Source organism: Streptomyces sp. NRRL F-4489 (assembly GCF_001509485.1).
Taxonomy (GTDB): Bacteria; Actinomycetota; Actinomycetes; order Streptomycetales; family Streptomycetaceae; genus Streptomyces.
The window spans coordinates 193,708-217,180 of record NZ_LLZI01000001.1 but is presented as its reverse complement, the minus strand read 5'-3'; the positions used below and the strand labels follow the sequence as shown (position 1 = coordinate 217,180).

The window sequence follows — 23,473 nt, the reverse complement described above, 5'->3', positions numbered from 1 at the left end:
GACCACCCCGCGCATCACCGAGAGGGACACACCGCGATGAACGACCGCACCACGACACCGGCCCCCGAGGACCTGCTCGCCGCGATCTGGAAGGACATCCTCGGCGCCGACGAGGTCGGCCCCGACGACGACTTCTTCTCCCTCGGCGGCGACTCCCTGCTCGCCCTCCAGGTCATCGGCGCGGCCCAGGAACAGGGCCTGGCGCTCTCGCTGCTCGACCTGTTCCGGAACCCGACCCCGCGCGGCGCCTGCCAGGCCCTCGCCGCCGCCGGGCCCGCCGCCGAGGGCCGCGCCGCCGACCTGCTCGGCCCCCTCGACCGGGCCCGCGTCCCCGACGACGCCGAGGACGCCTTCCCCTGCGCCCGCCTCCAACTCGGCCTGATCTACGAGAGCCTGGTCAGCGACGGCGCCTTCTACCTCGACGTGATCTCCCGCACCGTCAACCGCCCGCTGGACCCCGAGGCGCTGCGCGCCGCCCTCGACCGGCTCTCCCGCCGCCACCCGGCCCTGCGCACCCGCTTCGACCTCGGCACGTTCAGCGAACCGATGCAGCTCGTCCTGCGCGACGCCCCGATCCCGCTGACCACCGACGACCACCAGGGCCTCGACGAGGCGACCGCCACCGCCCGCTACGAAGCGACCATGGCGGACCTCGGCCGCCCCTACGATCCGGAGCGGGCCCCACTCCTCCGGGTGCACGCGGCCCGCCTCGGCCCCGACGCCTTCCGGCTCTCGTACTCCTTCCACCACGCCATCCTCGACGGCTGGAGCGAGGCGGTCTTCTTCAACGAACTCGTCCGCTGCTACGCCGCGTCGCTCGCCGGCGAACACCTCGACCTGCCCGAGCCCGTCCCGTACGCCGAGTTCGTACGCCTGGAGCGGGAGTCCGCCGCCGACCCCGCCTCCGCGCGCCACTTCGTGGGGCTCAAGGAGCTGCTGCCCGCGCAGCGCACCGCGGGCGTCGAGGCGCCGGACCACCACAAGGTCAGCGCCGCCGTCCCGGCCGATGACGCCCGCCGCCTGGACGCCCTGGCCGCCGCCTCCGGGCTGCCCGTCAAGAGCCTGCTGCTCGCCGCCGCCTGCGCCGCGGTCGGCGCGGCCTGGGAGACCGCGACCCCGGTCGTCGGCCTGCTGCTCAACGGCCGGCCCGAACGCACCGGCGCCGACGTCACCCTCGGCCTCTTCCTCAACCAGCTCCCGGTCCGCCTCGACCTCACCGGCGCGACCTGGCGCACCGCCGGCCGGCTCGCCCTCGACGCCGAGAACGACCTCCTCCCGCACCGCCGCTTCCCGCACTCCGAGGTGCGCCGGCTGCTCGGCCACAACCCCTTCGAGGTGACCTTCAACTACGTCCGCTTCCACCCCCGCGACGCACTCCTCGCCTCCGGCCTGCTCGCCGTCGAGGAGGACATGCGCGACCACACCAGCCTCCCCGTCCGCATCGAGGCGCTCAACGAAACGGCCGGCTCCGGTCTGACCCTCCACGTCACCGCCGACGTGACCCGCTGCGGCACCGACCTCCCCGCCGACCTCCTCACCAGACTCCTGGCCGCGGTGCACGCCCTGGCCACCTCACCTGACGGGCCCGCCGCCGTCCGGTAGCGGGACCCCAGCCGGCCCGGCGCGGAGGCCCAACGGCCTGCCGGCCGGGCCGGCGCGCACGGGGTCGCGGCGGGGGCGCACACCCCGCCCGGCAACTACTCACTGTCACACCTCCGAGGCATTGACAGCATTTTCGTCACTCTATAGGGGCATATGGCGATACGTATGCCTGCGTAGGTGTGGCGGGAGCAGCGATGGCCCACAGCGAGCCGCGGACCCCGGACGGCCATGGCGTGACGGTCTTACCCCTCGGAGCGGACAGCGAACGGCTCCTGCGGCGCGGCGACCACGCGCTGTGCGGAGTGAGCACGGGCAACAGCTACTTCAGCCGCCGGCATCTGGCCGACACACTGGCATGGGCGATCGAGCACTTCGCCGCCGTGGACGTCGTCCACGCGGACGTCGCCCTGGAAGCGATGCTGGAAGCCCTCGGCTACGCTCCGCTCGCCGCGCGCCGGAGCGCGGCCAAGCAACTCAGCGGCGTGCGGCGGCGCATCGGCGGCGCGCTGGAGGACATCGGCGCGGCGGCGGAGCGCGTACGGACCCGGCCGCTGTCCGCCTTCCTCGACCAGCCCGGTTATCAGGCGGTGCGCGCCAGGACGCGGGCGGCGCTGCGGACCGACCCGGAACTGCGGGCGGCCCAGGACGCCTTGGCGTACCAGTTCCTCGCCAAGCGGCTGGCTCCCGGCGCCCACCCCACCTCCGCCCAGATGCGGGCCGCACTCGCCTACGTGGACGCCGAGTTGCCGTTCTTCATCGACACCCCGCGGATCCTGGGCGTCGACTCGTCCGTCCAGTGCTACCACACCGTCCCCTCCCTGGGCCGGCTGCTGTTCGGCGAGCGCCGCACCGGACTGCGCCCGGCCGGCAACCAGGGCTACGCCATCGTCACGTGCCGGGACTGACCGACGCGTGCCCCGACCCGCCCGACCCGAACCGGCCCGCTCCGGAGCCGAAGAGGAGAGCAGACCGCCATGGCCCACCCCACCACCGACAACTCCCCGCCTCCCTACGCCGATGTCGAGTGGCCGCTGCCCCGGCGCGGCGACATCGTGCCCGCCGACTGCGCGCGGCTGCGCGCCGAGCGCCCGGTCGCGCGCATCCGGACCCTCACCGGCGACGACGCCTGGCTGGTCACCAGCTACGCGCTGGCCCGGCAGGTGCTGGACGACGAACGCTTCAGCCTGCGCGACACGGCCGCTCCCGGCGTCCCGCGCCAGTACGCCCTGACGATCCCCCCGGAGGCCGTCAACACCATGGGCAACGTCAACAGCGCCGGGCTCCACCAGGAGGTGCTGCGCGCCCTCGGGCCCCGGTCCGGGCCCGCCTCCCCGGAGTGGATGGCCGCGCGGGCGCACGAACTCGTCGACGCCATGGTCGAGGAGGGGCCACCGGTCGACCTGCGGCAGCGGTTCGCCGAACCGTACTCCGCCGCCCTGGTCTGCGAGGTGCTCGGCCTGCCGTACGAGGAGGGGCTGCGGCTGATGTCCGGCCTGGACCTCGGCTTCGTCACCAGCCCCGTCGTCTACGACGGCTGCACCGCCAACTGGGACAAGGACTACGCCGTCGTCCTGCGGCACGTACGCGCCGACCGGTCCGCCCAGCGGGGCCTGATCCGCCGGCTGTGCGAACTGCGCGACGACCCGGAGCGCGACGGCGGCGGCCTGACGGACGCGATGCTGGCCGCCACGGTCACCTCGCTCTTCGGCGCCGGCGCCATGAGCACCTATGTGTTCCTGCTGCACGCCGTGCTGACGCTGATCCTCCACCCGGAGGCGATGGCCCGCCTGCGCGAGCGGCCCGAGACGATGCCCGGCGCGGTGGAGGAGCTGCTGCGGTGCACGCTGTCGATCGGCGACGGACTGCCCCGGATCGCCCGGGCCGACGTCCGGGTCGGGGACGTCCTGGTGCGCGCCGGTGAGCTGGTGCTGGTCTGCGTGGAGGGCGCCAACTACGATCCCGAGCAGTTCCCGGACCCGGAGCGGTTCGACCCCGACCGCTCGCCCAACGCCCACCTGGCGTTCGGCGCCGGCCGCCACTTCTGCCCCGCGTCGGCGATCTCCCGGGTCCATGCCGCCGAAGCCCTCACCGTCCTCCTCGCCCGCCTCCCGCGGCTGCGTCTCGCGCTCCCCGCCGACCAGCTGGTCTGGCGCACCGGCAACATCAAGCGGGTCCCGGAAAGGCTGCCGGTCCTGTGGTGATCTCACCGGAAGGCGACGACCGGGCGCGCTGCCTCGACAGCGTCCCGGGCGCGCTTCGTCCTGGCCGACCTCTTCCGCGACGGGGCCGGCCTCGGGATCTCACCCCCGGGGCAGCAGCAGCCGGGACCCGGCGGCCGTGACGAGGAGCAGGGCGGCGACGGCCAGCAGCCCGATGCGCATGCCCGGCAGGGAGAAGCCGCCGCCGGCACCGGCGAGCAGCCCGCCGAAGAGGGCGACCGCCAGCGCACCGCCGGTCTGCCGGAAGGAGTTGAGCATCCCCGACGCGGTCCCGGCGCGCTCACCCGGCACGGCGTCCATCAGCAGCGCGGTCAGCGCGGGCACGATCAGCGCCCCGCCGATGCTCAGCGGCAGCAGCAGGACCAGCACCAGCCACACCGGGGTGTGCGCGGCCAGCGGCAGCATGGCCAGCATCGCACCGGTGAAGATCAGCTGGCCGGCGACGATCACCGGCCGCCGCCCGATCCGCTCCGCCAGCCGCGGCGAGACCAGGTTCGTCGCCGTCACCACCACCGACATCGGGACGAACATCAGCCCGGCCTCGATCCCCGACATCCCGCGCAGCTGCTGGTAGTACAGCCCGAGCAGGAAGATCCCGCCGTAGAAGGCCGCGTTGACGGCGAAACCGACCGCCAGCGGGACACTCACCCGGCGGTCCGCCAGCATGGCCAGCGGCACCATCGGCTGGCGGTGCCGGGCCTCCACCGCCCGGAAGGCGAACCCGGAAGCGACGGCGACCGCGCCGGCGGCCAGCACGGGGGCGCTGGTCCACCCCAGGTGGCCGCCCTCGATCACCGCGAACGCCAGCCCGGCCAGGGCCAGTACGGCGGTGAGCTGGCCGCCGAGGTCCACCGCGGCGGGCCGCCGCGCCGAGCGCTCCACCCGCACCAGCAGGCCCAGGATCACCGCGCCCACCGGCAGGTTGAGCAGGAAGACCGCCCGCCAGCCGGCCGACTCGGTGAGCAGCCCGCCCAGGACCGGCCCCGCGGCCATCGCCACCGAACCGCCGACCGTCCACAGCGCGATGGCGCGGGCCCGCGCCCGGGCGTCGTCGTACGCCTGCCGGATCAGCGCCAGCGAGGCCGGCATCACGACCGCGGCCGCCGCGCCCTGCGCCACCCGCGCGCCGACCAGCACCCCGATACCGGGCGCCAGCGCGCAGCCGAGGGAGGCCAGGGTGAACAGGGCCACGCCCCAGGCGTACGCGCGGCGGGCGCCCGCCCGGTCGGAGAGGGCGCCGGCGGACAGCATCAGCGCCGCGAACATCAGCGTGTACGCGTCCACCACCCACTGCAGCCCCGTCATCCCGCCGCGCAGGGACGTGCCGATCGCGGGCAGCGCGATGTTCACCGCCGAGACGTCGATGGTGATCACCGTGAAGCCGAGCAGCGAGGCGACCAGCGCGGCGCCGCCGCGCCGCGGTACGGCGGGATCGCCGGCGGACGGCCCGGCTGGTCGGGACCGCTCCGGCCGTCGTCGCCGGAGCGTGGCCGCCGGCGAGTGGCGAACGGGCCCGGGGGCGGGCGCGTCGGACGTGGACGCGGAAAGGACGGAAGCGGTCCCCATGGCGAACTCCGTTTATGAGATGGGTAGGTGACATGTTGCTGGAGGTGGGCGGGCGGCCGCGGTCCGCCGGGGACGCGGTCCTGTGCCGTGCACTCCCTGGGCCCCGGCGGCCGGGCCGCCCGCTGCGGGACCAACTCTCCGCCGTTCCGCGGCCGCCCGGCAGACCGGGCCGTTCCCCGGGTGCGGCGTTCCAGGTACTGACAGGGCCCCCCACGCCCCCGGGCCGCCTGACATAATCGGCCGAATGGCAGCAGGAGAGGCTCGGGGTACCGAGCTCGGCAGATATCTCAAGGCCCGCCGGGCGCAGGTCCGCCCGGAGGACGTCGGCCTCCCCGTCGGCGCGGGACTGCGCCGTACCCCCGGACTGCGCAGGGAAGAGCTGGCCGCGCTGGCCGGAGTGAGCGTCGACTACTACATCCGCCTGGAGCGCGGCCGGGAGGCCAACCCGTCCCCCGCCGTCGTGGACGCCCTCGGCCGCGCCCTGCGCCTGCGCGGCGACGGGTACGAACGCCTCCACGAACTCGCGGAGCTGGCCGCCGGCCGGATCGCCGAACTGCCGGCCTCCTCCGACCACACCGTCCGCGATTCGGTGCTGCGGATGCTGGAGTCGGTGCGCCCGCTCCCCGCCTACGTGGTCAGCCGCTACAACCGCCTCCTGGCCGCGAACCCGCCCGGCCGGCGCCTCCTGCCCGGACTCTGGGACTGGCCGCCGGAGCAGCGCAACCTCACCCGCTACCTCTTCCTCCACCCGGTGGGCCGGACGCTCTACGAGCCGTGGGAGGAGACGGTCGCGCTCTCCGTGGCGCATCTGCGGGCGGTCGCCGGAGCGGACCCGGACGACCCCGAGCTGACCGCGCTCGTCGGTGAACTGGTCCTGAAATCACCGGAGTTCGCGCGCCTGTGGGAGCGGTACGACGTCTGCGAACGCGGCGGCGGGCAGAAGAACTTCCGGCACCCGAAGGCCGGACCGATGACGCTGACGTACGAGGTCATGCGACTGGCCCGGACGGGCGGCCAGCGCATGGTGGTCTACCAGGCGGCCCCCGGCACCCCGTCCGAGGCGGCCATGCTCCGCCTCGACTCGGCGGGCGCCGGTCCCGGCCGGCTGAGCCCGGAGCCCGGAGACCTGGCCACGGGGTGCGTCACGGCCGCTTCGTCCAGCTGAAGGCGAACTGGTTGACGCCCGTGAGCTGGTCGTGGTCCAGCCGGTAGCCGCCGGCGGCGGGCGGCTGGCTCGTCCGCGGGTCGATGGTGATCAGGCCGCCGGCGTTCCGGGTGAAGAACAGCTGCCCGGTGGCCAGGTCCTGGCCGCCCGGGGATTTCCTGACGATGACGTGCAGGCTGCTGCCGTCGAGGGGTACCGGGAGCGCCCGGTGCCTGGCCCCGGCGACGAGCACCTCCTCCCGGTCGCGCTTGAGCAGCAGCTCCAGCTTCCGTCCGTCCGGCACGGTGAACGCCGCGCAGATCTGGCCGGCGGCCAGCTTGCCGCAGGACGGGGCGTCGACCGGGCCGCGTTTGCCCTTGCCGACGCGGTAGCCGAGGTGGACCGGTGGTGCCTGGGGATCGTCGCCCATGGTCACGGTGAGGGTGAAGAGCCCCTCGTGCTGGAGGGTCCGGAGCCGGGGAGCGGTGGCGACGCCGTGTTCGTCGGCGGTGGCGGTCACCGAGGGCACGGACTGGCCGGTCGCGGTGTGGAAGCAGGCCATGGCCGGCTGATTGATGGTGAAGGTGACCTGGGCGCCGGCCATCGGCTCCTGGTAGCTGAAGTCGAAGACCGTGACGCGCGGGTCCGGCGCCCAGGACCGGGGGGCGAGGGTCTCGCCGTTGGTCGCGGCCAGGAAGCCGACCTTCGCCGCAGCGTCGTCCCGAGGCAACTCGCTTAGTCCGTCGGGGCGTTGGGGTGACTGGGGCAGCCCCGGAGGGTGGGTCTCCGGGTCGGGCTCCGGGCCGGTCACGGTGAGGCGGTAGCTCTGGAAGAGGCGGCTGCCGTCGTCGGTGCCGGCGTGCACGAAGAACGAGCCGGTCTTCTTCCCGGCGGTGAGCACCGGGGCGGTGGCGATACCGTCCCGGCCGGTGGTGACGGTGGCCTTGGCGGCACCCCCGGCGAACGTGGCGTCGTGGCCGTGCTCGACGAAGAACGTGATCGACGCGTTCTCGACCGGATCGGGCTTGTGCGGCGCGCTGCCCGACGTGAGCGCCAGCGCCCGCAACCGCTCCCCGAACGCCTGGCCCGGCGCGGCGGTGAGCTGGAAGTTCGCCGCCGGCAGCAGGTACACCGCGCCGGCCACCACGTTGTGGCCCGAACCGGCGGCGATCAGGTGGACGTTGCGCATCCCGAGGGGCACCAAGGTGGCCGCCGCGATGCGCCTGCCCCAGATGACGAGGGTGCCGTCCTTCTTCAGCGCCAGCGTGCGATGGGCCCCGGCCGCGATCCTGACCACATCGCCCAACCCGTCCGGCACCGTTCCGGCCTCGGCGCCCCACTGCTCCACCGTGCCGTTCGCCCGCAGCGCCACACTGTGCCCGACACCGGCCGCGACCTGCACCACCTCGCTCACGTCGTCCGGCACCGTGCTCTGCCCGGCCCCGTTAGCCCCCCAGGCGACCACGGTGCCGTCCTTCTTCAACGCCAGGCTGTGCTCGGCGCCGGCCGCCACCCGCACCACCCCGCGCAGCCCCGGCGGCACCTCGCACTGCTTGCGGATGTTGCTGCCCCACGCGACGACGGTGCCGTCCTTCCGCACCGCCAGGCTGTGCGCCTGCCCTGCCGCGACGCCCACCGCGTCCCGCAGGTCCGGGGGCACCGATGACTGGCCCCAGCGGTTGTCGCCCGCTGCGTACACGTGGCCGCGGGGGTCGTCGGCGACAACCAGGCTGTGGTTCCAGCCCGCCGCGATATGAGCGATGAAGGGCCGACCGCTGATCGATGTCTGGCCGAACTTGTTGTCTCCCCATGCGGTGACGGTGCCGGATTTGCTCAGCGCCACCGTGTGCCCCGCTCCGGCCGAGAGCTGCACCGTCTGCTTCAGCACTTCCGTCGGCGGCCGGGGTACGAACGTTCGGCCCCAGCTGACAACGGTGCCGTCCTTCCGCAGCGCCATGTCGTGCAGGAGCCCGGACACGACCTGGGTCACGCCCTCCAGGTCCCTGGGCGGCTCGATCTGGCCCGCCCAGCCCACCCCCCAGGTGACGACGGTGCCGTCGTCCTGCAAGGCGACGCCATGGGTGTGACTGGCGGCCACTTGGACGACACCGCGCAGATCAGACGGGGGCTCGAATTCGCCGGAGCCCCAGGCGACGACAGTACCGTCGTCCCGCAACGCGAGATTGCCCAGTCCTCCCGCGGCGATCTGGATGACGCCCGTGAGCCCTTCCGGCACCGCCGCTTGTCCGAGCGCGTTCGATCCCCAGGCGACGACGGTGCCGTCCTCCCGCAGCGCCAGGCCGTGGTTGTGTCCGGCGGAGACTTGCACCACGCCCGACAGCTCCGGAGGCACGTCGGTCTGTCCGGAGTAGTTCGACCCCCACGCCGCCACAGTGCCGTTCTTCCGCAACGCCAGGGAGTGATAGAAACCGGCCGAAATCTGCGTGAAAGGCGAGAGTTCCACCGGGACGTCCGTCTGCCCCTGCCCGTTCCATCCCCAGGCAGCGAGAGTGCCGCCCTTGCGCAGTGCCAGGCTGTGAAACCCGCCGGCGGCAACGTGCGTCGCGTCCTTCAGATCCGGCGGCACATCTGTCTGCCCGAGTTCGTTCCACCCCCATGCCGCGACCGTTCCGTCCTCCTGCACCGCCAGGCTGTGCAGAAATCCCGCGGCGACATGGGTGACCCGGCCGAGCCGGACCGGCACGTCCGCCTGGCCTTCGTCGTTGACGCCCCAGGCGAAGACCTGCGTCTTGCGCGGTGCGGCGGTGCCGTGCCGGTGCGCGGCACCGGCCGCCGGGAGGGAGGTGTTCATCGCTGCTCTCGTTCTCACGGGTCGCGGATACGAACGGCGCGCGGCGGCGGCACACCGGCCGCCAGGCAGGACGGCGCGCAGCGGCAAGCTAACGTCCCGAGACCGCCAGGCAGGCCAGGCACCCCCGGCACCGCACCGGACACCATGCGTACGGCCGACAGGGCGCGGACTCGTTCCGGCCGGTGTCCGGCCAGCCGGCCATCGCCCGGGCGAAGACCTCCGGCCGGAACCGGTGTGCGCGGCCGAGCTGTCGCTGTCCTTCCCCGGTCAGCGGCGGGCGGCGGCCTCGATGTCAGCGAGGAGGCGGTGCAGGCGCAGCGCGTGCGCGAAGTCGGGGACCTCGTGGGTGCCCTGGGCGAGGTCGTCCGCGAAGGCCGCGTAGACGGCGGCGACATTGCGTGCGGGACCGGGCGGTACGGCGGTCAAACGGGCGTCCGGGTCCGGGGGAACGGTCAGGGGGCGCACCTCGGTCGCGGCTCCGCTCCCGCCGGCCAGCGCCAGTTCCGCGCTCTGGATGTTGCCGTCGGCGGAGGTGCTGGTCAGCAGGAGGTCGCCGGAGGTGCCGTTGATCTCCCAGCGCAGGCCGCCCGCGCGGGACCGGCCGCCGCGGTAGAAGACGGACGCGACGGCGCCCGAGCGCAGCGTCGCGGTCAGCGCCACCTGGTCGGGCGCGGTGACCGGCAGGCTCGCGTTGTCCTCGGTGATCAGCACCTCGCGGCGGCCGACGGCGAGGGCCGCGGTGACGCGGTCGATGTCCCCGAGGACGCAGGTGAGCGCGTCCAGGGCGTGCGCGGTGGACACCGACAGGGTGGTGACGCCGTTGGCGGCGTCGAACAGGTAGGCGTACTTCCGGCTGGTCACGGCGTCCCAGCCCAGGGCGGAACCGGTCAGGGTGGTCGCCAGCACCCGCCCGGCCCAGCCCTCGGCGACCAGCTCGCGCAGGCGCCGCACGGCCGGGGCGTATCTGGCCTGCAACCCGATGGCGGTCCGCACGCCGGCCGCGGCGGCCAGTTCGGCCAGGTGCGCGGCCTCTTCGGCGTTCACCCCGAGCGGCCACTCGCTGTAGACCATCTTCCCGGCGGCGAGCGCCCGCGCCGCGAGGTCGTGGTGCCGGGGGACCCTCACCGCCACCACCACGAGATCGACGTCCGGGTGGTCGATCAGCGCCCCCGCGTCGTCGTACGCGTCCACGCCCCAGGCCGCCGCGGCGGCGTCCGCCGAGGCGCGCCGGCTGGTGGCCACGGCCCGCAGCCGGTAGCCGGGCAGGGCCCGCACCGCGGGAACGTGCGCGGTGACTGCCCAGCTCGGCGTGCTCGGACTGGCGCCGATGATCCCCACCCCGATCTCATCCACGTTCACGGCGGCTCGCCTCCTGCTTGTCGACCCTCTTGTCGACCTTTTCGACGTACCGCCCACCATGCCTCGTATCCCCCGCGTTGGCTCGTTCGGATGCCGAAGCCGAACGAAGGAAGCGGTACGCCCGGGGGCCGGGCCGGCACGCTCGCTCAGGTCTACCGGCGCTTCGGTGCGGCCGAGGCCGTTGGCCGTTGCTGGTCGCGGGGGCGGATGATGGCGTGGCTGGCGGGTTGACTGGTCGTTATCAACCCGGCGGCAATAAGCGCCGGTTGGGGTTCAGAGGCGGTCCTGTTCGAAGGTGCGGAGGAGGTCGGCGGCGACGCTGACCGCGATGGTGGCGGGTTCCTTTCCGGTGATCTCGGTCAGGCCGATGGGGGTGCGGATCCGGTCGATGGCGGCGTCGTCGTGACCGCCCTCGGTGCGCAGGCGTTTGCGGAAGCGCGTCCACTTGGCGGCCGACCCGATCAGGCCGATGGTGCCGAGCTGCGGGGTGCGCAGGGCGGCGTCGCAGAGGGCGGCGTCCTCGGCGTGGTCGTGCGTCATGATCAGGACGTGGGTGCCGGGCGGCAGCTCCGCCAGTACCTCCTCGGGCAGCAGCGGTGTGTGGTGGACGTGCACCTGCGCCACCGCGTCCGCCAGGACGCCGAGCCGTTCCTCGGTGAGGATGTCGGCGCGGGAGTCGATCAGGTGGAGGTCGAGGTCCTGGCGGGCCAGGATGCGCGCCAGTTCCAGGCCGACGTGGCCGACGCCGAAGATCGCCACGGCCCGTACGACCGGCAGCGGTTCGAGCAGGACGGAGACCGTGCCGCCGCAGCACTGCACGCCGTGCTGGTTGGTCACCTTGTCGTTGAGGGCGAAATCGATCAGTTCCGGCTCCGTTTTGGACGCGGCGATCATCTCCCGGGACCGGTCGATGGCGACGGCCTCGACATTGCCGCCGCCGATCGAGCCCCAGGTCCCGGCCCGCCCCACGACGAGTTTCGCGCCGGCGTCGCGCGGGGCGTGGCCGCGCACGGTCGCGACGGTCACCAGCACGCCGGGCTCCCGGCGTGCTCGCAACCGTGCGACCGCGGTGACCCATGTCATGTCAGGCACCGCTCAGCACTTCGGTGCCGGAGGTGGGGAGCGTGCCGTTGGCTGCCTGGCCGTTCGCGGCCCGGACGTGTCCGTTCCGGGCGTCGCCGGCCTGGCCGGGCGCGGTGTCGCCGGTGCGGGTGTGGCCGTCCGGAGCGGAACCGCCCGCGCGGGCCGCCTGGATCGCCCAGTACACCGCCTCCGGCGTCGCGGGCGAGGCCAGTTCGACGCTCGCGCCGGCCGGCCCGAACGCGGCGGCGGCCTGCCGCAGCGCCTCGCGGACCGAGAACGCCAGCATCAGCGGCGGCTCGCCCACCGCCTTGGACCCGTAGACCGCGCCCTCCTCGGTGGCGTTCTCCAGCAGCGTGACGTTGAACTCCGTCGGCATCTCCGAGAAGCTCGGCAGCTTGTACGTGCTCGCGGCCTGCGTCAGCAGCCGGCCGCGGTGCGGGCCGTCACCGGCGTCCCAGCGCAGGTCCTCCAGCGTCAGCCAGCCCGCGCCCTGTACGAAACCGCCCTCGACCTGGCCGATGTCGATCATCGGGGAGAGGCTGTCGCCGACGTCGTGCACGATGTCCACCCGCCGGATGCGGTACGCGCCGGTGAAACCGTCCACCTCCACCTCCGCCGCGGCGGCGCCGTGGGCGAAGTACTTGAACGGCGTGCCCCGGAACGACTTCGCGTCCCAGTGCAGCCCCTCGGTCCGGTAGAAACCGGCCGCGGAGAGCTGGACGCGCTGGAAGTACGCGGTGCGGACGAGGTCGTCCCAGGGGAGTTCGCCGTCGTTGCCGAGTGCGCGCGCGACGCCCTCGACGATCCGCACGTCCGAGGCGTTCGCGCCCAGTTGCGTGGCGGCGACCTGGAGGAGGCGTTCGCGCAGCTGCTCGCAGGCGTTCTTGACCGCCGCGCCGTTGAGGTCCGCGCCCGCGCTCGCGGCGGTGGCCGAGGTGTTGGGGACCTTGTCGGTGCGGGTCGGGGCCAGCCGCACCTTGTGCAGCGGGATGCCCAGCGTGGTCGCGGCCACCTGCAGCATCTTGGTGTGCAGGCCCTGGCCCATCTCGGTGCCGCCGTGGTTGATCAGGACCGAGCCGTCCTTGTAGATCAGCACCAGCGCGCCGCCCTGGTTGAAGGCGGTGAGGTTGAACGAGATGCCGAACTTCAGGCCGGTGACCGCCAGCGCCCGCTTGGTGTGCGGATGCGCGGCGTTGAACGCGGCGATCTCGCGGCGGCGGGCGGCGATCCCGGCGTTCTCCCGCACCTGCTGCCAGACGGCGGAGATCCGTTCGGGGTGCGTGACCGGCTGCCCGTACGGCGTGTACTGGCCCGGACGGTAGAAGTTGCGCTCCCGCAGTTCCATCGGGTCCAGGCCGAGCAGCGGCGCGCACCGGCCCATGATGTCCTCGATCACCAGCATGCCCTGCGGGCCGCCGAAGCCGCGGAAGGCGGTGTTGGAGACCTTGTTGGTCTTGGCGATCCGGCCGGCGATCCGGGCGTTGGGGATCCAGTAGGTGTTGTCGATATGGCACAGCGCGCGGGCCACGACCGGCTCGGACAGGTCCAGGCTCCAGCCGCCGTCCGCGGTCAGCGTGGCGTCCAGTGCCTGGATGCGGCCGTCCGCGTCGAAGCCGATCTTCCACCGGGCGTGGAAGCCGTGCCGCTTGCCGGACATGGTGAGGTCCTGTGTGCGGTTGAGCCGCACCCGGACCGGCCGGCCGGTCAGCTTGGCGCCGAGCGCGGCGACGGCCGCGAAGCCGTGCGGCTGCATCTCCTTGCCGCCGAAGCCGCCGCCCATCCGCAGGCACTGCACGGTCACCTCGTGGCTGTGCAGCCCGAGGACGTGCGCGACGATCTCCTGCGTCTCCGAGGGGTGCTGGGTGCTGCTCTGGATGAAGACCTGCTCGGCCTCGTCCACGTAGGCGAGCGCCGCGTGCGTCTCCAGGTAGAAGTGCTCCTGGTCGGAGAACTGCAGCTCGCCGGTGAAGACGTGCGCGGAGTCGGCGAAGCCGGCGTCCACGTCGCCGGACAGCATGACGGGCCGGGCGCCGTGGAAGCTGCCGGCCTCGATCGCCTCCCGCAGTGTGATCAGGGACGGCAGTTCGTCCAGTTCCACCTCGACGGCCGCCGCGCCGAGCCGGGCCGCCTCCAGGGTCTCGCCGAGCACCCAGGCGACCGCGTGGCCGTGGAACATCACCTCGTCGGGGAAGAGCGGTTCGTCGTGCTTCATCCCGGCATCGTTGACGCCGGGCACATCGGCGCCGGTCAGCACGCGGACGACACCGGGCACGGCGAGCGCCGCCCCGGTGCGGATCGCGGTGATCCGGCCGTGCGCCTTCATGACCTGCACCGGGTACGCGTGCAGCACGTCCTTGGTGCGCTGGACGAGATCGTCGGTGTAGAGCGCGGCGCCGGTGACGTGCAGGGCGGCGCTCTCGTGCGGCAACGGCAGGCCGACGACGGGCTTTTCGGGACGCTCGGACAACTGGCTCATGACGGCACCGCCTCGGTGGTCTGCGCGTACAGCTTCAGCAGGCTCTGGCCGAGCATCGCGGAACGGTACTCGGCGCTGGCGCGATGGTCGTTCATCGGCGTGCCCTCGGCGCGCAGCACACCGGCCGCGCCCTCGACAGTCTCCGCCGTCCACGGCTTGCCCTCCAGGGCCGCCTCGGCGGCGAGGGCGCGGATCGGGGTGGCGGCCACGCCGCCCAGGCCGATGCGGGCCTTGCGGACGATCCGGTCCGGTCCGTCCTCGATGTCGAGGGCGAACGCGACCGCGACGCTGGAGATGTCGTCGAACCGCCGCTTGGCGATCTTGTGGAACGCGGTGACCGGCGACAGCGGCCGCGGGACGCGCACCGCGCGGATCAGCTCGCCGGGGCGGCGCACGCTCTGCCGGTAGCCGGTGAAGTACTCCGCGAGCGGGACCTCGCGCTCCCCGTCGGCGTCGGCGAGCACCACCGACGCCTCCAGCGCGAGCAGCGCCGGCGGGCTGTCGCCGATGGGCGAGCCGGTGCCCAGATTGCCGCCGAGGGTCGCGCCGTTGCGGATCAGCCGGGACGCGAACTGCGGGAACAGCTCGGCCAGCAGCGGTACGGCGCCGTCGAGGCGGCGCTCGATCTCGGTGAGCGTCAGCGCCGCGCCGATCTCGATGACGTCGGACGCCACGCGCAGCTCGCGGAGTTCGGGCAGCCGGTCCAGGGCGACCACGCAATCCGCCCGCCGGGCGCGGATGTTGACCTCGACGCCCCAGTCGGTGGAGCCGGCCACCACCACGGCGTCCGGCCGCTCGCGCAGGAACTCCAGCGTCTCGGCCAGGGTGCCCTTGCGGACGAACGCCCGGTCGTCCTGGGTGTACTCGGTGGCGACGGGCGCGGGCGGCGCCTGATCGCGGCGCCGGGCCAGCGGGTCCTCGTCGGCGGGCATACCGACGGCGAACGCGGCGTCCCGGATCGGGCGGTAGCCGGTGCAGCGGCAGAGGTTTCCGCTCAGCGCGTGCAGATCGAAGCCGTTGGGGCCGTGCTCGGCGTCATGGCCGCCGGCCGGGGCGTCCGCGTCCGGGGATGCCTGCTCGTCCGCGTGCGGGCAGCGGTCGGGCCGGTAGAACTCGGCGGCCATACTGCAGATGAACCCCGGTGTGCAGTAGCCGCATTGGGAACCGCCGCGGACCGCCATCTCCTCCTGCACCGGGTGCAGTACGGGCGGCTTACCGGGTTCCCCGGTGGTGGCCAGGCCCTCGGAGGTGATGACCTCCTGGCCGTCCAGCGCCGCGACCGGGACCAGGCAGGCGTTGACCGCCACCCAGTCGGTGGGCTTGTCCACCCCGGGGCGGGCCACCAGGACGGAACAGGCGCCGCATTCCCCTTCGGCGCAGCCCTCCTTCGTCCCGGTGAGCCCGCGCTCGCGCAGGAAATCCAGGACCGTGGTGTGGGGTGCGGCCGGGGAAATCGGGGTGGCCTTCCCATTGACCGTGATCCGCGCCGCTACCATGGCAGATCCTCATTTCGGAGCGCGGTCGTTTCGTTTATCGCAGTCGCCATTCCAGGGGACTTTCTCTTTCGGTGGCGCGGCTTTGGTGAACCGGCAGCACACATCGGCTCAGCACGCATCAGGACGCGTCAGCACGCTCATACGCACCGCGGCGCGCAGGCGCGGGCCACGGGGATGAGGGTGACGGAGATCGAAAAGCGCTCGGAAGCGCCGGGGCCGCGAACGGGCACACCGGGACGGGCCGCTCAGCAGCCGTGCGCTACCCGGCCCGGAATCCAGGCGGTCTGCTGCACGAGGCGATGCAGGTCGGAGAGGGTGGACATCCGACGTCGCCTCCTTTCCAGCAGCTCACGAGTCGGTGCGTTAGAAGCTAAGTTGCCGCCGGGGCAACGTCAAGCCTACCTGCGAAGACGGAGCGTAGCCTGGAGGATTCTCCAAGGAATGGGGTGCGCGAGGCTCACGGATTCGGTTATTCGTACAGTGCCACGCGCTACGGAAACGGCCCGCGAGGCGGCGGATATGCCACCTCGCGGGCCGGATGCCGCGGGCTCAACTGCCTTTCGTATCAATGAATTAGTGCGCTACGCCAGCGACAGCTTCCACGTCACGCTGATCACCAGTCCCGAGACGACCACCAGGAAAACCTTGCGGACGAAAGCGGAACCGCGCTTCATGGCCAGCGAGGCGCCGAGAATGCCGCCCGCCAGATTGCACACCGCCATCGCCGCGCCGAGGCCCCACAGCACCTTGCCGGCCGGAATGAAGAAGACCAGCGCCCCGAGGTTGGCGGCGATATTGACGACCTTCGCCACGGCGGAGGCGCGCAGGAACGCGTAGCCGATGACGCCGACGAGGAGGAACACCAGGAACGAGCCCGTTCCGGGCGGGCCCAGGCCGTCCCAGAACCCGATGGCCGCGCCGCCCACCGCCATGGCGACCAGCTCGCCGCGGTGGCCGAAGCGGCGGTTCTCCGCCACCCCGAACTCCGGTTTGCGCCAGGTGTACAGGCCCACGACCACCAGGGCGCACAGCACCACGGTGTTCAGGACCGACTTGGGCAGCGCGGAGGCGACCGCCGCCCCGGCGACCGAGGCCGGGAAGGTCGTGGCGGCCATCTGCCCCACGGCCTTCCAGTCGAGCGGCGTCTTCCGGGCGAAGGTGACCGCCGCGGCGGAGGTTCCCACCAGGCCCACCATCTTGCTGGTGGCCAGCGAATAGACCACCGCGCCACCGGGGTTGACCAGGAGCATGGCGGGCAGCTGGAGCAGTCCGCCGCCTCCCACGATGGCGTCGATCGCGCCGGCGAGGAAGGCCGTCACGCAGAGGAACGCGAGGGCGGCGAGGGCGATATGGCCGAATCCCGGCCAGTCGAGCGGCGTCCAGAGATCCACGTGCGTCATCGCTCCAGAGCCAGGGCCGGCTGCCGGTCGGCCACCTGGTGCAGCCGCCGCACGGCGTCGCGGACGACCGCCTCGTCCACGCCGAGGCGGGCGACGATCCGGACCTGGGTGTCGGTCCACCGGGCGACCTTCACCCCGGCCTCCGCGGCGGCGGCGACGAACTCGGCGGAGGTGAGGCCGGTGCCGGAGATATCCGCGATGACCATGTTGGTCTCGGGTACGGGGGCGGTGTACGCCGGGTTCTCGACGAGGAGTTCGCGCAGCAGCCGGGCATGGGCGTGGTCCTCGGCGAGCCGCTCGATGTTGTGCTCCAGCGCGTACAGCGCGGCGGCCGCCATGAAGCCGGACTGGTGCAGACCGCCGCCGTACCACAGGCGGTAGACGGAGGCCCGCTCGATCAGTTCGGCCGGACCGGCCAGGACGCTGCCGAAGGGTGCGCCGAGGGCCTTGGCGAAGGAGACCGCGACGGTGTCGACGGTGGCGGCGTACTCGGCGAGCGAGGCGCCGGTGGCGACGCTGGCGTTGGGCAGCCGGGCGCCGTCCATATGCGTCGGCAGGCCCTTGGCGAGCGAGGCGGCGCGCAGATCGGCCAGGTCGGAGACCGAAATCGCCTTGCCGCCGTAGTAGTTGACGGTGTTCTCGACCCAGACCAGGGACGGGGCGGAGGTGAGCCGGGCGCGCCGCTTGCGGTCCACGGCCTCGTCCAGGAGGCGGGGGGTGAGGACGCCGTCGGGGCTGTCCACCGGGTTGAGCACCACCCCGGACAGGTCGGCGCTGGCCGCGCTCTCGAAGAAGTTGAGGTGGTACTTGGTGTCGGTGATGATCTCGCTGCCGCGGTCGGTGTGCACGCGGATCGCGAGCTGGTTGCTCAGGGTGCCGCTCGCGGTGAAGAGCGCGGCCTCTTTTCCGAGGAGTTCGGCGCAGTGCGCCTCCAGGCGCTGTGTGGTGGGGTCTCCGCCATACAGGTCGTCCCCCACCTCGGCGTCCGCCATGTAGCGGCGCATCTCCGGGGTGATGGTGCTCAGGGTGTCGCTGCGCAGGTCGATCGGTGCCGGCACGGGTGGTCCCCTCGTCGCTCCGTCTCGACGCGTGCGGGATGTGCGCGCGTCGTCGGCAGAGGACGGTAGCGATCAACTCCCGTAATGGAAAGGCGCTTTCACATGGTGGACGGGTGGGGCGGGAGGGGGCCGTGTGCCCCTCCACCCGCACACACCACTTCCATCACAGAAAAAACACGAGCACCCCCTACAACCACCGCCCCCATTCGCAAGTCTGATCGAGTTGTACGCGCCAGTGCGCGTACCGTTTTGGCTCATCAGGAGACTTTCTTGGCTTCTCTACACACCACCCGGCGCCGCCTCGGCGCCTGTGTGGCCACCGTTCTCGCCGTGACGGTCGGTGCCGGCGCCTTGGCCGCGCCCGGTGCCGTGGCCGCTCCGGCCGCCGTCGCCGGGGCCACCGCCGCCACCGCCGACGAGGCGAAGCTGCCCCTCGACGCCGACATCGTCAGCACCGGCGACACCGGCTACCTCACCTCCCGGAAGGGCGACTCCGGTACGCCCGTCCTGGAGTGGCACACGTACGCCGACGGCTCGGTGCGGCCGATCCCCTCGGGCACGACCGGCTACGACACCGCCTCCGACGCCGTCGTCGCGGTCGACAGCGACGGCACGGTCCTGCTGTGGGACATGTCGGCCGGCGCCGTGCAGACCGGGGCCATCGACCTCGCGGCCGAATTCGCGCCCGGGGCGAAGCTGGTCGGCGCGGTCGGCGCCCACCTCTTCGTGAGCGTGCCGACGACCCAGGACTACCACGAGCTGTGGCAGCTCACCCAGGCCGACGGGATCACCAAGAAGACGAAGCTCACGTCCGGCGGCTACAACCTGGACTTCAAGGTCGTCGCCTCCACCGGGCACGACCTGCTCGTCCTCGGCAGCCGCCGCGAGTTCTCGGGCGCGACCTTCCGGACGGCGTACTGGAAGGCGCTCACCAACGTCAGCAGCGGCGCGGTCGTCGACCGGCTGGGCGCGGAGGCCACCGGCCCGTGGAACCAGAACTCCACGGGCGCCTACGCCGCCGACTACAAGGCGTGGAGCGAGTACCCGGCGGGGAGCACCCAGCTCGTCGTGACCACGCCGACCGTCACCAAGCGGTTCACCATGGACGGCTCCCTGAGCGGCGCCGTGATCGCCGGTATCGCCGGGGACACCCTGCTCTACGGCGTCCCGGGCAAGGCCGGCGACGCGACGCCGAGCCCGCTGTACGCCCGGCTCCTCACCAAGGACGACGCCGCGCCGTACCAGCTCATGGACAGCTTCTCCAGCGTGGCGCACGCACCGGACGGCTCGCTGCTGGTGCGCGGCACCACGGCCGACGCGGACGGGCTGTTCCGGATCACCGCCTCGGGCGGCGCCCGGCCCGACCTCACGCTGGTGGCGGGCACGAACCGGGTGATGCCCGTCAAGGTGACCGGCGCGAACGTCCCCACCGCCGTGAACCTCGAACAGCCGGGCACCACCGTCCCCATGGAGTGGGACCTCTCCCGCGCCGACGCGACCGTGGACCTCACGCTCACGCACCCGGCCACCGGGCAGAAGCTCACCACCCGCCTGGCCCCGCCGGCCTCCGGCACCCGCTTCCGCTTCACCTGGGACGGCGTCCTGAACGGCGCCAGCGCCCCGAACGGCGCCTACACCTGGCAGCTCACCGCCACCCCGGCGGACGGCGCCCCGGCGACCGGCTCGGGGACGTTCCAGGTCGCGCGCGAGGCCAACCCGCACGACTTCAACGACAACGGCTCGACGGACGTCCTCGCCCGGGACGCCTCGGGTGTCCTGTGGCGGGACGACCTCTTCGACTGGCCGTCCGGCAGCCAGATCAACACCGCCAAGCGCACGAAGATCGGCGGCGGTTGGCAGGTCTACAACCGGATCACGGCGGTCGGGAACGTCGCCGGGGCACCGACCGGCGACCTCGTCGCCCGCGACGGTTCGGGCGACCTGTGGCTGTACCTGGGCAAGGGCGACGGCACGTTCGCCACGCGGGTCAAGGTCGGCGGCGGCTGGCAGATCTACGACAAGCTCACCGGCGGCGGCGACCTCACCGGCGACGGGCGGCCGGACCTCCTCGCCACCGACACCTCCGGCGCCCTGTGGCTCTACAAGGGCACCGGCAGCGCCTCCGCGCCGTTCGCCACCCGCGTCAAGGTCGGCGGCGGCTGGGGGATCTACAACCAGATCACCGCGGTCGGGAACATCGCGGGCGGCGCGGCGGGCGATCTCGTCGCCCGCGACACCTCCGGCGTCCTCTGGCTCTACCAGGGCGACGGCGCGGGCAACTTCACCGCCCGGGTCCGGATCGGCGGCGGCTGGAACGCGTTCTCGCACCTCGCCGGCGCCGGCGACGTCACCGCCGACGGCCGCCCCGATCTGATCGCCTACGGCCCGAACGGCACGTACGTCTACCGTTCGACCGGCTCGGCGACGGCCCCGTTCAGCCGGCAGACGACCACGCTGTACGCGGGCGAGGGCAGCACGTTCAACAGCGTCGTCTGAGGGGTCCGGTAGGGCTTTCCGGGCGGCGCCGATGCCGTGGGGCGAGGGGGGCGGCCGCCGGTCGTCCCCCTCGTTCCGCAGCCCGCGGAGGCCGCCGGGGCGCCGGGCCGTACGGTGTACCAATGCTTGATCAGACACCCCCCAACGCCGCTCCGGCGCTTGACGGTTCCCCCGGCGGCCCCCGCGACGCCGCGGCGCGACCGGGCATTCCCGGCGCGGCGGCCGCGCCCGTACCGTCCGCCGCCGGCGCCCGCCGCCCCGTCGCGGCGGCCTTCCGCGCACTCGCCGCGCTGACCGGCGCCACCGGCATCGTGCTGGACACCGTCGCCTCGCACGATCTGGGCCGGCTCTTCAGCTACTTCACGATCCAGTCCAACATCCTGCTGGCCCTCGTCTTCGCCTGGTCCGCGCACCGCGCCTGGACCGGACGCCCCGCGCTGTCCCCGCGGATCACCGGCGCGGCGCTGCTCTACATCTGCATCACGGGGCTGGTCTTCCACTTCGTGCTGTCGAACGACGCCAGCGGTTTCGCCATGACCAGCCACCGCACCCCGCTCGAAACGGCCGCCAGCCAGCTCCTGCACACCGCGACGCCGCTCGCCGCCGTCCTGGACTGGCTCTTCCTCACCGCCCGCGCCACCTTCCTGGTCCGCTACGCCGGGCTGTGGCTGGCCTATCCGATCCTCTACCTGCCCTTCGCCCTCATCCGCGGCGCCCTCCTCGCCCCCGGGACGGACGGCCGGTACCCGTACCCCTTCCTGGACGTGGACCTCCACGGCTACGACGGCATCGCCCGGAACGCGGTCGTCTTCGGCCTGGCCTTCTACGTCCTGGCGCTCGCCCTCGTCCTGCTCGACCGGATCCGGCCGCGCCTGGGCAGCAGCCGGGCGCCGGCTACTGACCAGATGCCGTGAGTCCTGGCTGCGGCCCCGGCTCCGTCCCCGGCCGGTTCGCGGGGGGCAGGGCGCAGGCCGGGGTGCCGCCCGGCAGGCGGTGCCGGTTGGCGGCGACCAGGCGGTAGAGGGCGCGGGCGAGCGGGCGGACCGGCGGGAGGGTGAGCACGGCGCCCGCGACGGGCCAGCCGCCCCGGGCGCTCAGCAGCAGCTTGGCGACGGCCCCGGCGCCGCCGTGCACCGCCCCCGGCGGGGTGATCCACAGCACTTCGTGCTCGGCGCGGCGCCGGGTGGTGCCGAGCGCGGCCAGATCGGCGGACTGCCAGGCGGTGATCCGGCAGCGGGGCCGGACGTACCGCTCGGCGGCGCGCACGGCGGTGGTGCAGAACCCGCAGTCGCCGTCGTAGACGAGGACGGGGAGAGCGGGCGGGGTGGGGTTGGTGAGGCCGGTGCGCCGGAGGGGGCGCCGGGGCGAGTCCGGGGGAGTGGTCATACGTCCATGCTGCGCCGCACCCGGGCCCGCGCGTAAGCCGTCAGCCCGGTGGCACCCGGGGCTCAGCCCGTGGCCGGTCCCGGCGCACCCGGCCCGATGGCTACGCGGCGCCCTCGTCCTCGGCCTCGGCGCGCTTCTTCTCCTTCAGGCGGGCGGTCTCCTTGCGGACCTCGGCCTGGGTGGCGCGCTCCTTCTGGAGCCACTCCGGATTCTCGGTCTTCAGGGCCTCGATCTGCTCGGTGGTGAGGGCCTCGGTGACCCCGCCGCGGGCGAGGCCGGAGATGGAGACGCCCAGCTTCGCCGCGACCACCGGCCGCGGGTGCGGGCCGTTGCGCCGCAGCTCACGCAGCCACTCGGGGGGATCCGCCTGGAGCGCGTTCAGCTCGGCGCGGGTGACCACGCCTTCCTGGAACGCGGCGGGGGTGGCCTGGAGGTACACACCCAGCTTCTTCGCCGCGGTGGCGGGCTTCATCGTCTGGGTGGTCTGGTGCGACGTCATGGTTCCAGGGTAACGAGCCCGCGCACCGCCGCTGACCACGGCCTCCGCCCGCGGCGGGTAGCCTGGCGGGGTGACAGGCTCGGATGATTCCTCTTCGTTCCGGCTCGCGTACGTACCGGGAGTGACCCCCGCCAAGTGGGCGCGGATCTGGAACGAACGCCTGCCGGACGTCCCGCTCACCCTCCTCCAGGTGCCGGCCGCCGACGCCGCCGACGCCCTGCGGGACGGCGGCGCCGACGCGGGTCTGCTGCGGCTGCCGACCGACCGGACGGACCTCAGCGCGATCCCGCTGTACACCGAGACGACGGTGGTCGTGGTGCCCAAGGACCACCTGGCCGCCGCGTTCGACGAGGTGTCCGCCGACGACCTCGCCGACGAGATCCTGCTGCATCCGCTCGACGACACCCTGGACTGGGCGCGGCCGCCGGGCCGGCCCGCGCTCGAACGCCCGGCCACGACGGCGGACGCGATCGAGCTGGTGGCCGCCGGGATCGGGCTGCTCATCGTCCCGCAGTCGCTCGCCCGGCTGCACCACCGCAGGGACCTCACCTACCGGCCGGTCACCGGCGCCCCCCAGTCCCAGGTCGCGCTGTCATGGCGCGAGGACCGGACCACCGACCTGGTGGACGACTTCATCGGCATCGTCCGCGGCCGGACGGTGAACAGCACCCGGGGCCGCCGCGCCGCCACCGAGGCGGGCGCGCAGGAGAAGCCCAAGCCCACCGCCAAGGCGAAGGAGAAGCCGAAGGCGCCGGGGAAGGCGGGGGCGGGCCGGCCCGCGCGGCGGACGGCCGGCGGGGCCAAGGGCGCCGGAGCGAAGGGCGCCGGAGCCCGTCGCGGCCGGCCGCGCCGCCGGTCGTAGCGGCGGGCCGGCCGC

17 protein-coding genes are annotated in these 23,473 nt (G+C 73.3%); 7 read left to right on the top strand and 10 right to left on the bottom strand.

Features of this window, described 5'->3' with window-relative positions:
* Positions 1-36: 36 nt before the first annotated feature.
* From ADL22_RS00940 to ADL22_RS00930, 3 genes are all read left to right on the top strand, one after another.
* A complete protein-coding gene (locus tag ADL22_RS00940; RefSeq protein ID WP_066972649.1) occupies positions 37-1,602 on the top strand; it encodes a condensation domain-containing protein in 1,566 nt (521 codons plus the stop codon).
* Between the two features lie 233 nt (positions 1,603-1,835).
* Positions 1,836-2,507: a tRNA-dependent cyclodipeptide synthase gene (locus ADL22_RS00935; RefSeq protein WP_066972839.1), complete on the top strand. Its 672-nt coding sequence runs from the start codon at positions 1,836-1,838 to the stop codon at positions 2,505-2,507.
* Positions 2,508-2,576: 69 nt separating this feature from the next.
* Positions 2,577-3,803, top strand: coding sequence for a cytochrome P450 (locus tag ADL22_RS00930; protein ID WP_066972646.1), 1,227 nt, complete (start codon positions 2,577-2,579; stop codon positions 3,801-3,803).
* A 99-nt stretch (positions 3,804-3,902) separates the two neighbouring features.
* Here ADL22_RS00930 and ADL22_RS00925 read toward each other — a convergent pair whose 3' ends face one another.
* A complete protein-coding gene (locus ADL22_RS00925) occupies positions 3,903-5,387 on the bottom strand; it encodes an MFS transporter (protein ID WP_079063752.1) in 1,485 nt (494 codons plus the stop codon).
* A 244-nt stretch (positions 5,388-5,631) separates the two neighbouring features.
* Between ADL22_RS00925 and ADL22_RS00920 the strand changes: the two genes are divergently transcribed.
* Positions 5,632-6,552, top strand: coding sequence for a helix-turn-helix domain-containing protein (locus ADL22_RS00920; RefSeq protein ID WP_079063751.1), 921 nt, complete (start codon positions 5,632-5,634; stop codon positions 6,550-6,552).
* Here the strand turns inward: ADL22_RS00920 and ADL22_RS36590 are convergent.
* The 7 genes from ADL22_RS36590 to ADL22_RS00885 form a co-directional block, all read right to left on the bottom strand.
* Positions 6,530-9,343 (bottom strand): RCC1-like domain-containing protein, encoded by a 2,814-nt coding sequence (locus ADL22_RS36590; RefSeq protein ID WP_066972644.1) that lies wholly within the window; start codon positions 9,341-9,343, stop codon positions 6,530-6,532. The genes ADL22_RS00920 and ADL22_RS36590 overlap by 23 nt on opposite strands.
* Before the next feature lie 267 nt (positions 9,344-9,610).
* Entirely contained in the window at positions 9,611-10,702 is a 1,092-nt protein-coding gene (locus ADL22_RS00910) for a Gfo/Idh/MocA family protein (protein WP_234430491.1), read from the bottom strand.
* A gap of 273 nt (positions 10,703-10,975) precedes the next feature.
* Positions 10,976-11,785, bottom strand: coding sequence for a xanthine dehydrogenase accessory protein XdhC (xdhC, locus tag ADL22_RS00905; RefSeq protein WP_107116183.1), 810 nt, complete (start codon positions 11,783-11,785; stop codon positions 10,976-10,978).
* A 1-nt stretch (position 11,786) separates the two neighbouring features.
* The gene (gene xdhB, locus ADL22_RS00900; RefSeq protein ID WP_066972642.1) at positions 11,787-14,261 is read right to left on the bottom strand and encodes a xanthine dehydrogenase molybdopterin binding subunit; all 2,475 of its coding nucleotides are present in this window, start codon (positions 14,259-14,261) and stop codon (positions 11,787-11,789) included.
* Positions 14,258-15,757, bottom strand: coding sequence for a xanthine dehydrogenase small subunit (locus tag ADL22_RS00895; protein ID WP_066972640.1), 1,500 nt, complete (start codon positions 15,755-15,757; stop codon positions 14,258-14,260). Before ADL22_RS00895 ends, xdhB begins: the two co-directional genes overlap by 4 nt.
* 581 nt (positions 15,758-16,338) lie before the next feature.
* The gene (locus tag ADL22_RS00890) at positions 16,339-17,157 is read right to left on the bottom strand and encodes a TSUP family transporter (RefSeq protein WP_066972639.1); all 819 of its coding nucleotides are present in this window, start codon (positions 17,155-17,157) and stop codon (positions 16,339-16,341) included.
* A complete protein-coding gene (locus ADL22_RS00885; RefSeq protein WP_079063749.1) occupies positions 17,154-18,215 on the bottom strand; it encodes a threonine aldolase family protein in 1,062 nt (353 codons plus the stop codon). The genes ADL22_RS00890 and ADL22_RS00885 overlap by 4 nt, the downstream gene beginning before the upstream one ends.
* A gap of 270 nt (positions 18,216-18,485) precedes the next feature.
* Between ADL22_RS00885 and ADL22_RS00880 the strand changes: the two genes are divergently transcribed.
* The gene (locus ADL22_RS00880; protein WP_066972638.1) at positions 18,486-20,711 is read left to right on the top strand and encodes an FG-GAP-like repeat-containing protein; all 2,226 of its coding nucleotides are present in this window, start codon (positions 18,486-18,488) and stop codon (positions 20,709-20,711) included.
* Between the two features lie 122 nt (positions 20,712-20,833).
* Positions 20,834-21,625: a Pr6Pr family membrane protein gene (locus ADL22_RS00875; protein ID WP_079063748.1), complete on the top strand. Its 792-nt coding sequence runs from the start codon at positions 20,834-20,836 to the stop codon at positions 21,623-21,625.
* On the opposite strand, the gene ADL22_RS00870 is transcribed toward ADL22_RS00875, so the two are convergent.
* Positions 21,606-22,097, bottom strand: coding sequence for a thiol-disulfide oxidoreductase DCC family protein (locus ADL22_RS00870; RefSeq protein WP_079063747.1), 492 nt, complete (start codon positions 22,095-22,097; stop codon positions 21,606-21,608). The genes ADL22_RS00875 and ADL22_RS00870 overlap by 20 nt on opposite strands.
* 100 nt (positions 22,098-22,197) lie before the next feature.
* The gene (locus tag ADL22_RS00865; protein ID WP_066972636.1) at positions 22,198-22,596 is read right to left on the bottom strand and encodes a DUF5997 family protein; all 399 of its coding nucleotides are present in this window, start codon (positions 22,594-22,596) and stop codon (positions 22,198-22,200) included.
* Between the two features lie 70 nt (positions 22,597-22,666).
* Here ADL22_RS00865 and ADL22_RS00860 point away from each other — a divergent pair, with 70 nt between their 5' ends.
* Positions 22,667-23,458, top strand: coding sequence for a LysR family substrate-binding domain-containing protein (locus tag ADL22_RS00860; protein WP_066972635.1), 792 nt, complete (start codon positions 22,667-22,669; stop codon positions 23,456-23,458).
* Positions 23,459-23,473: the final 15 nt, after the last annotated feature.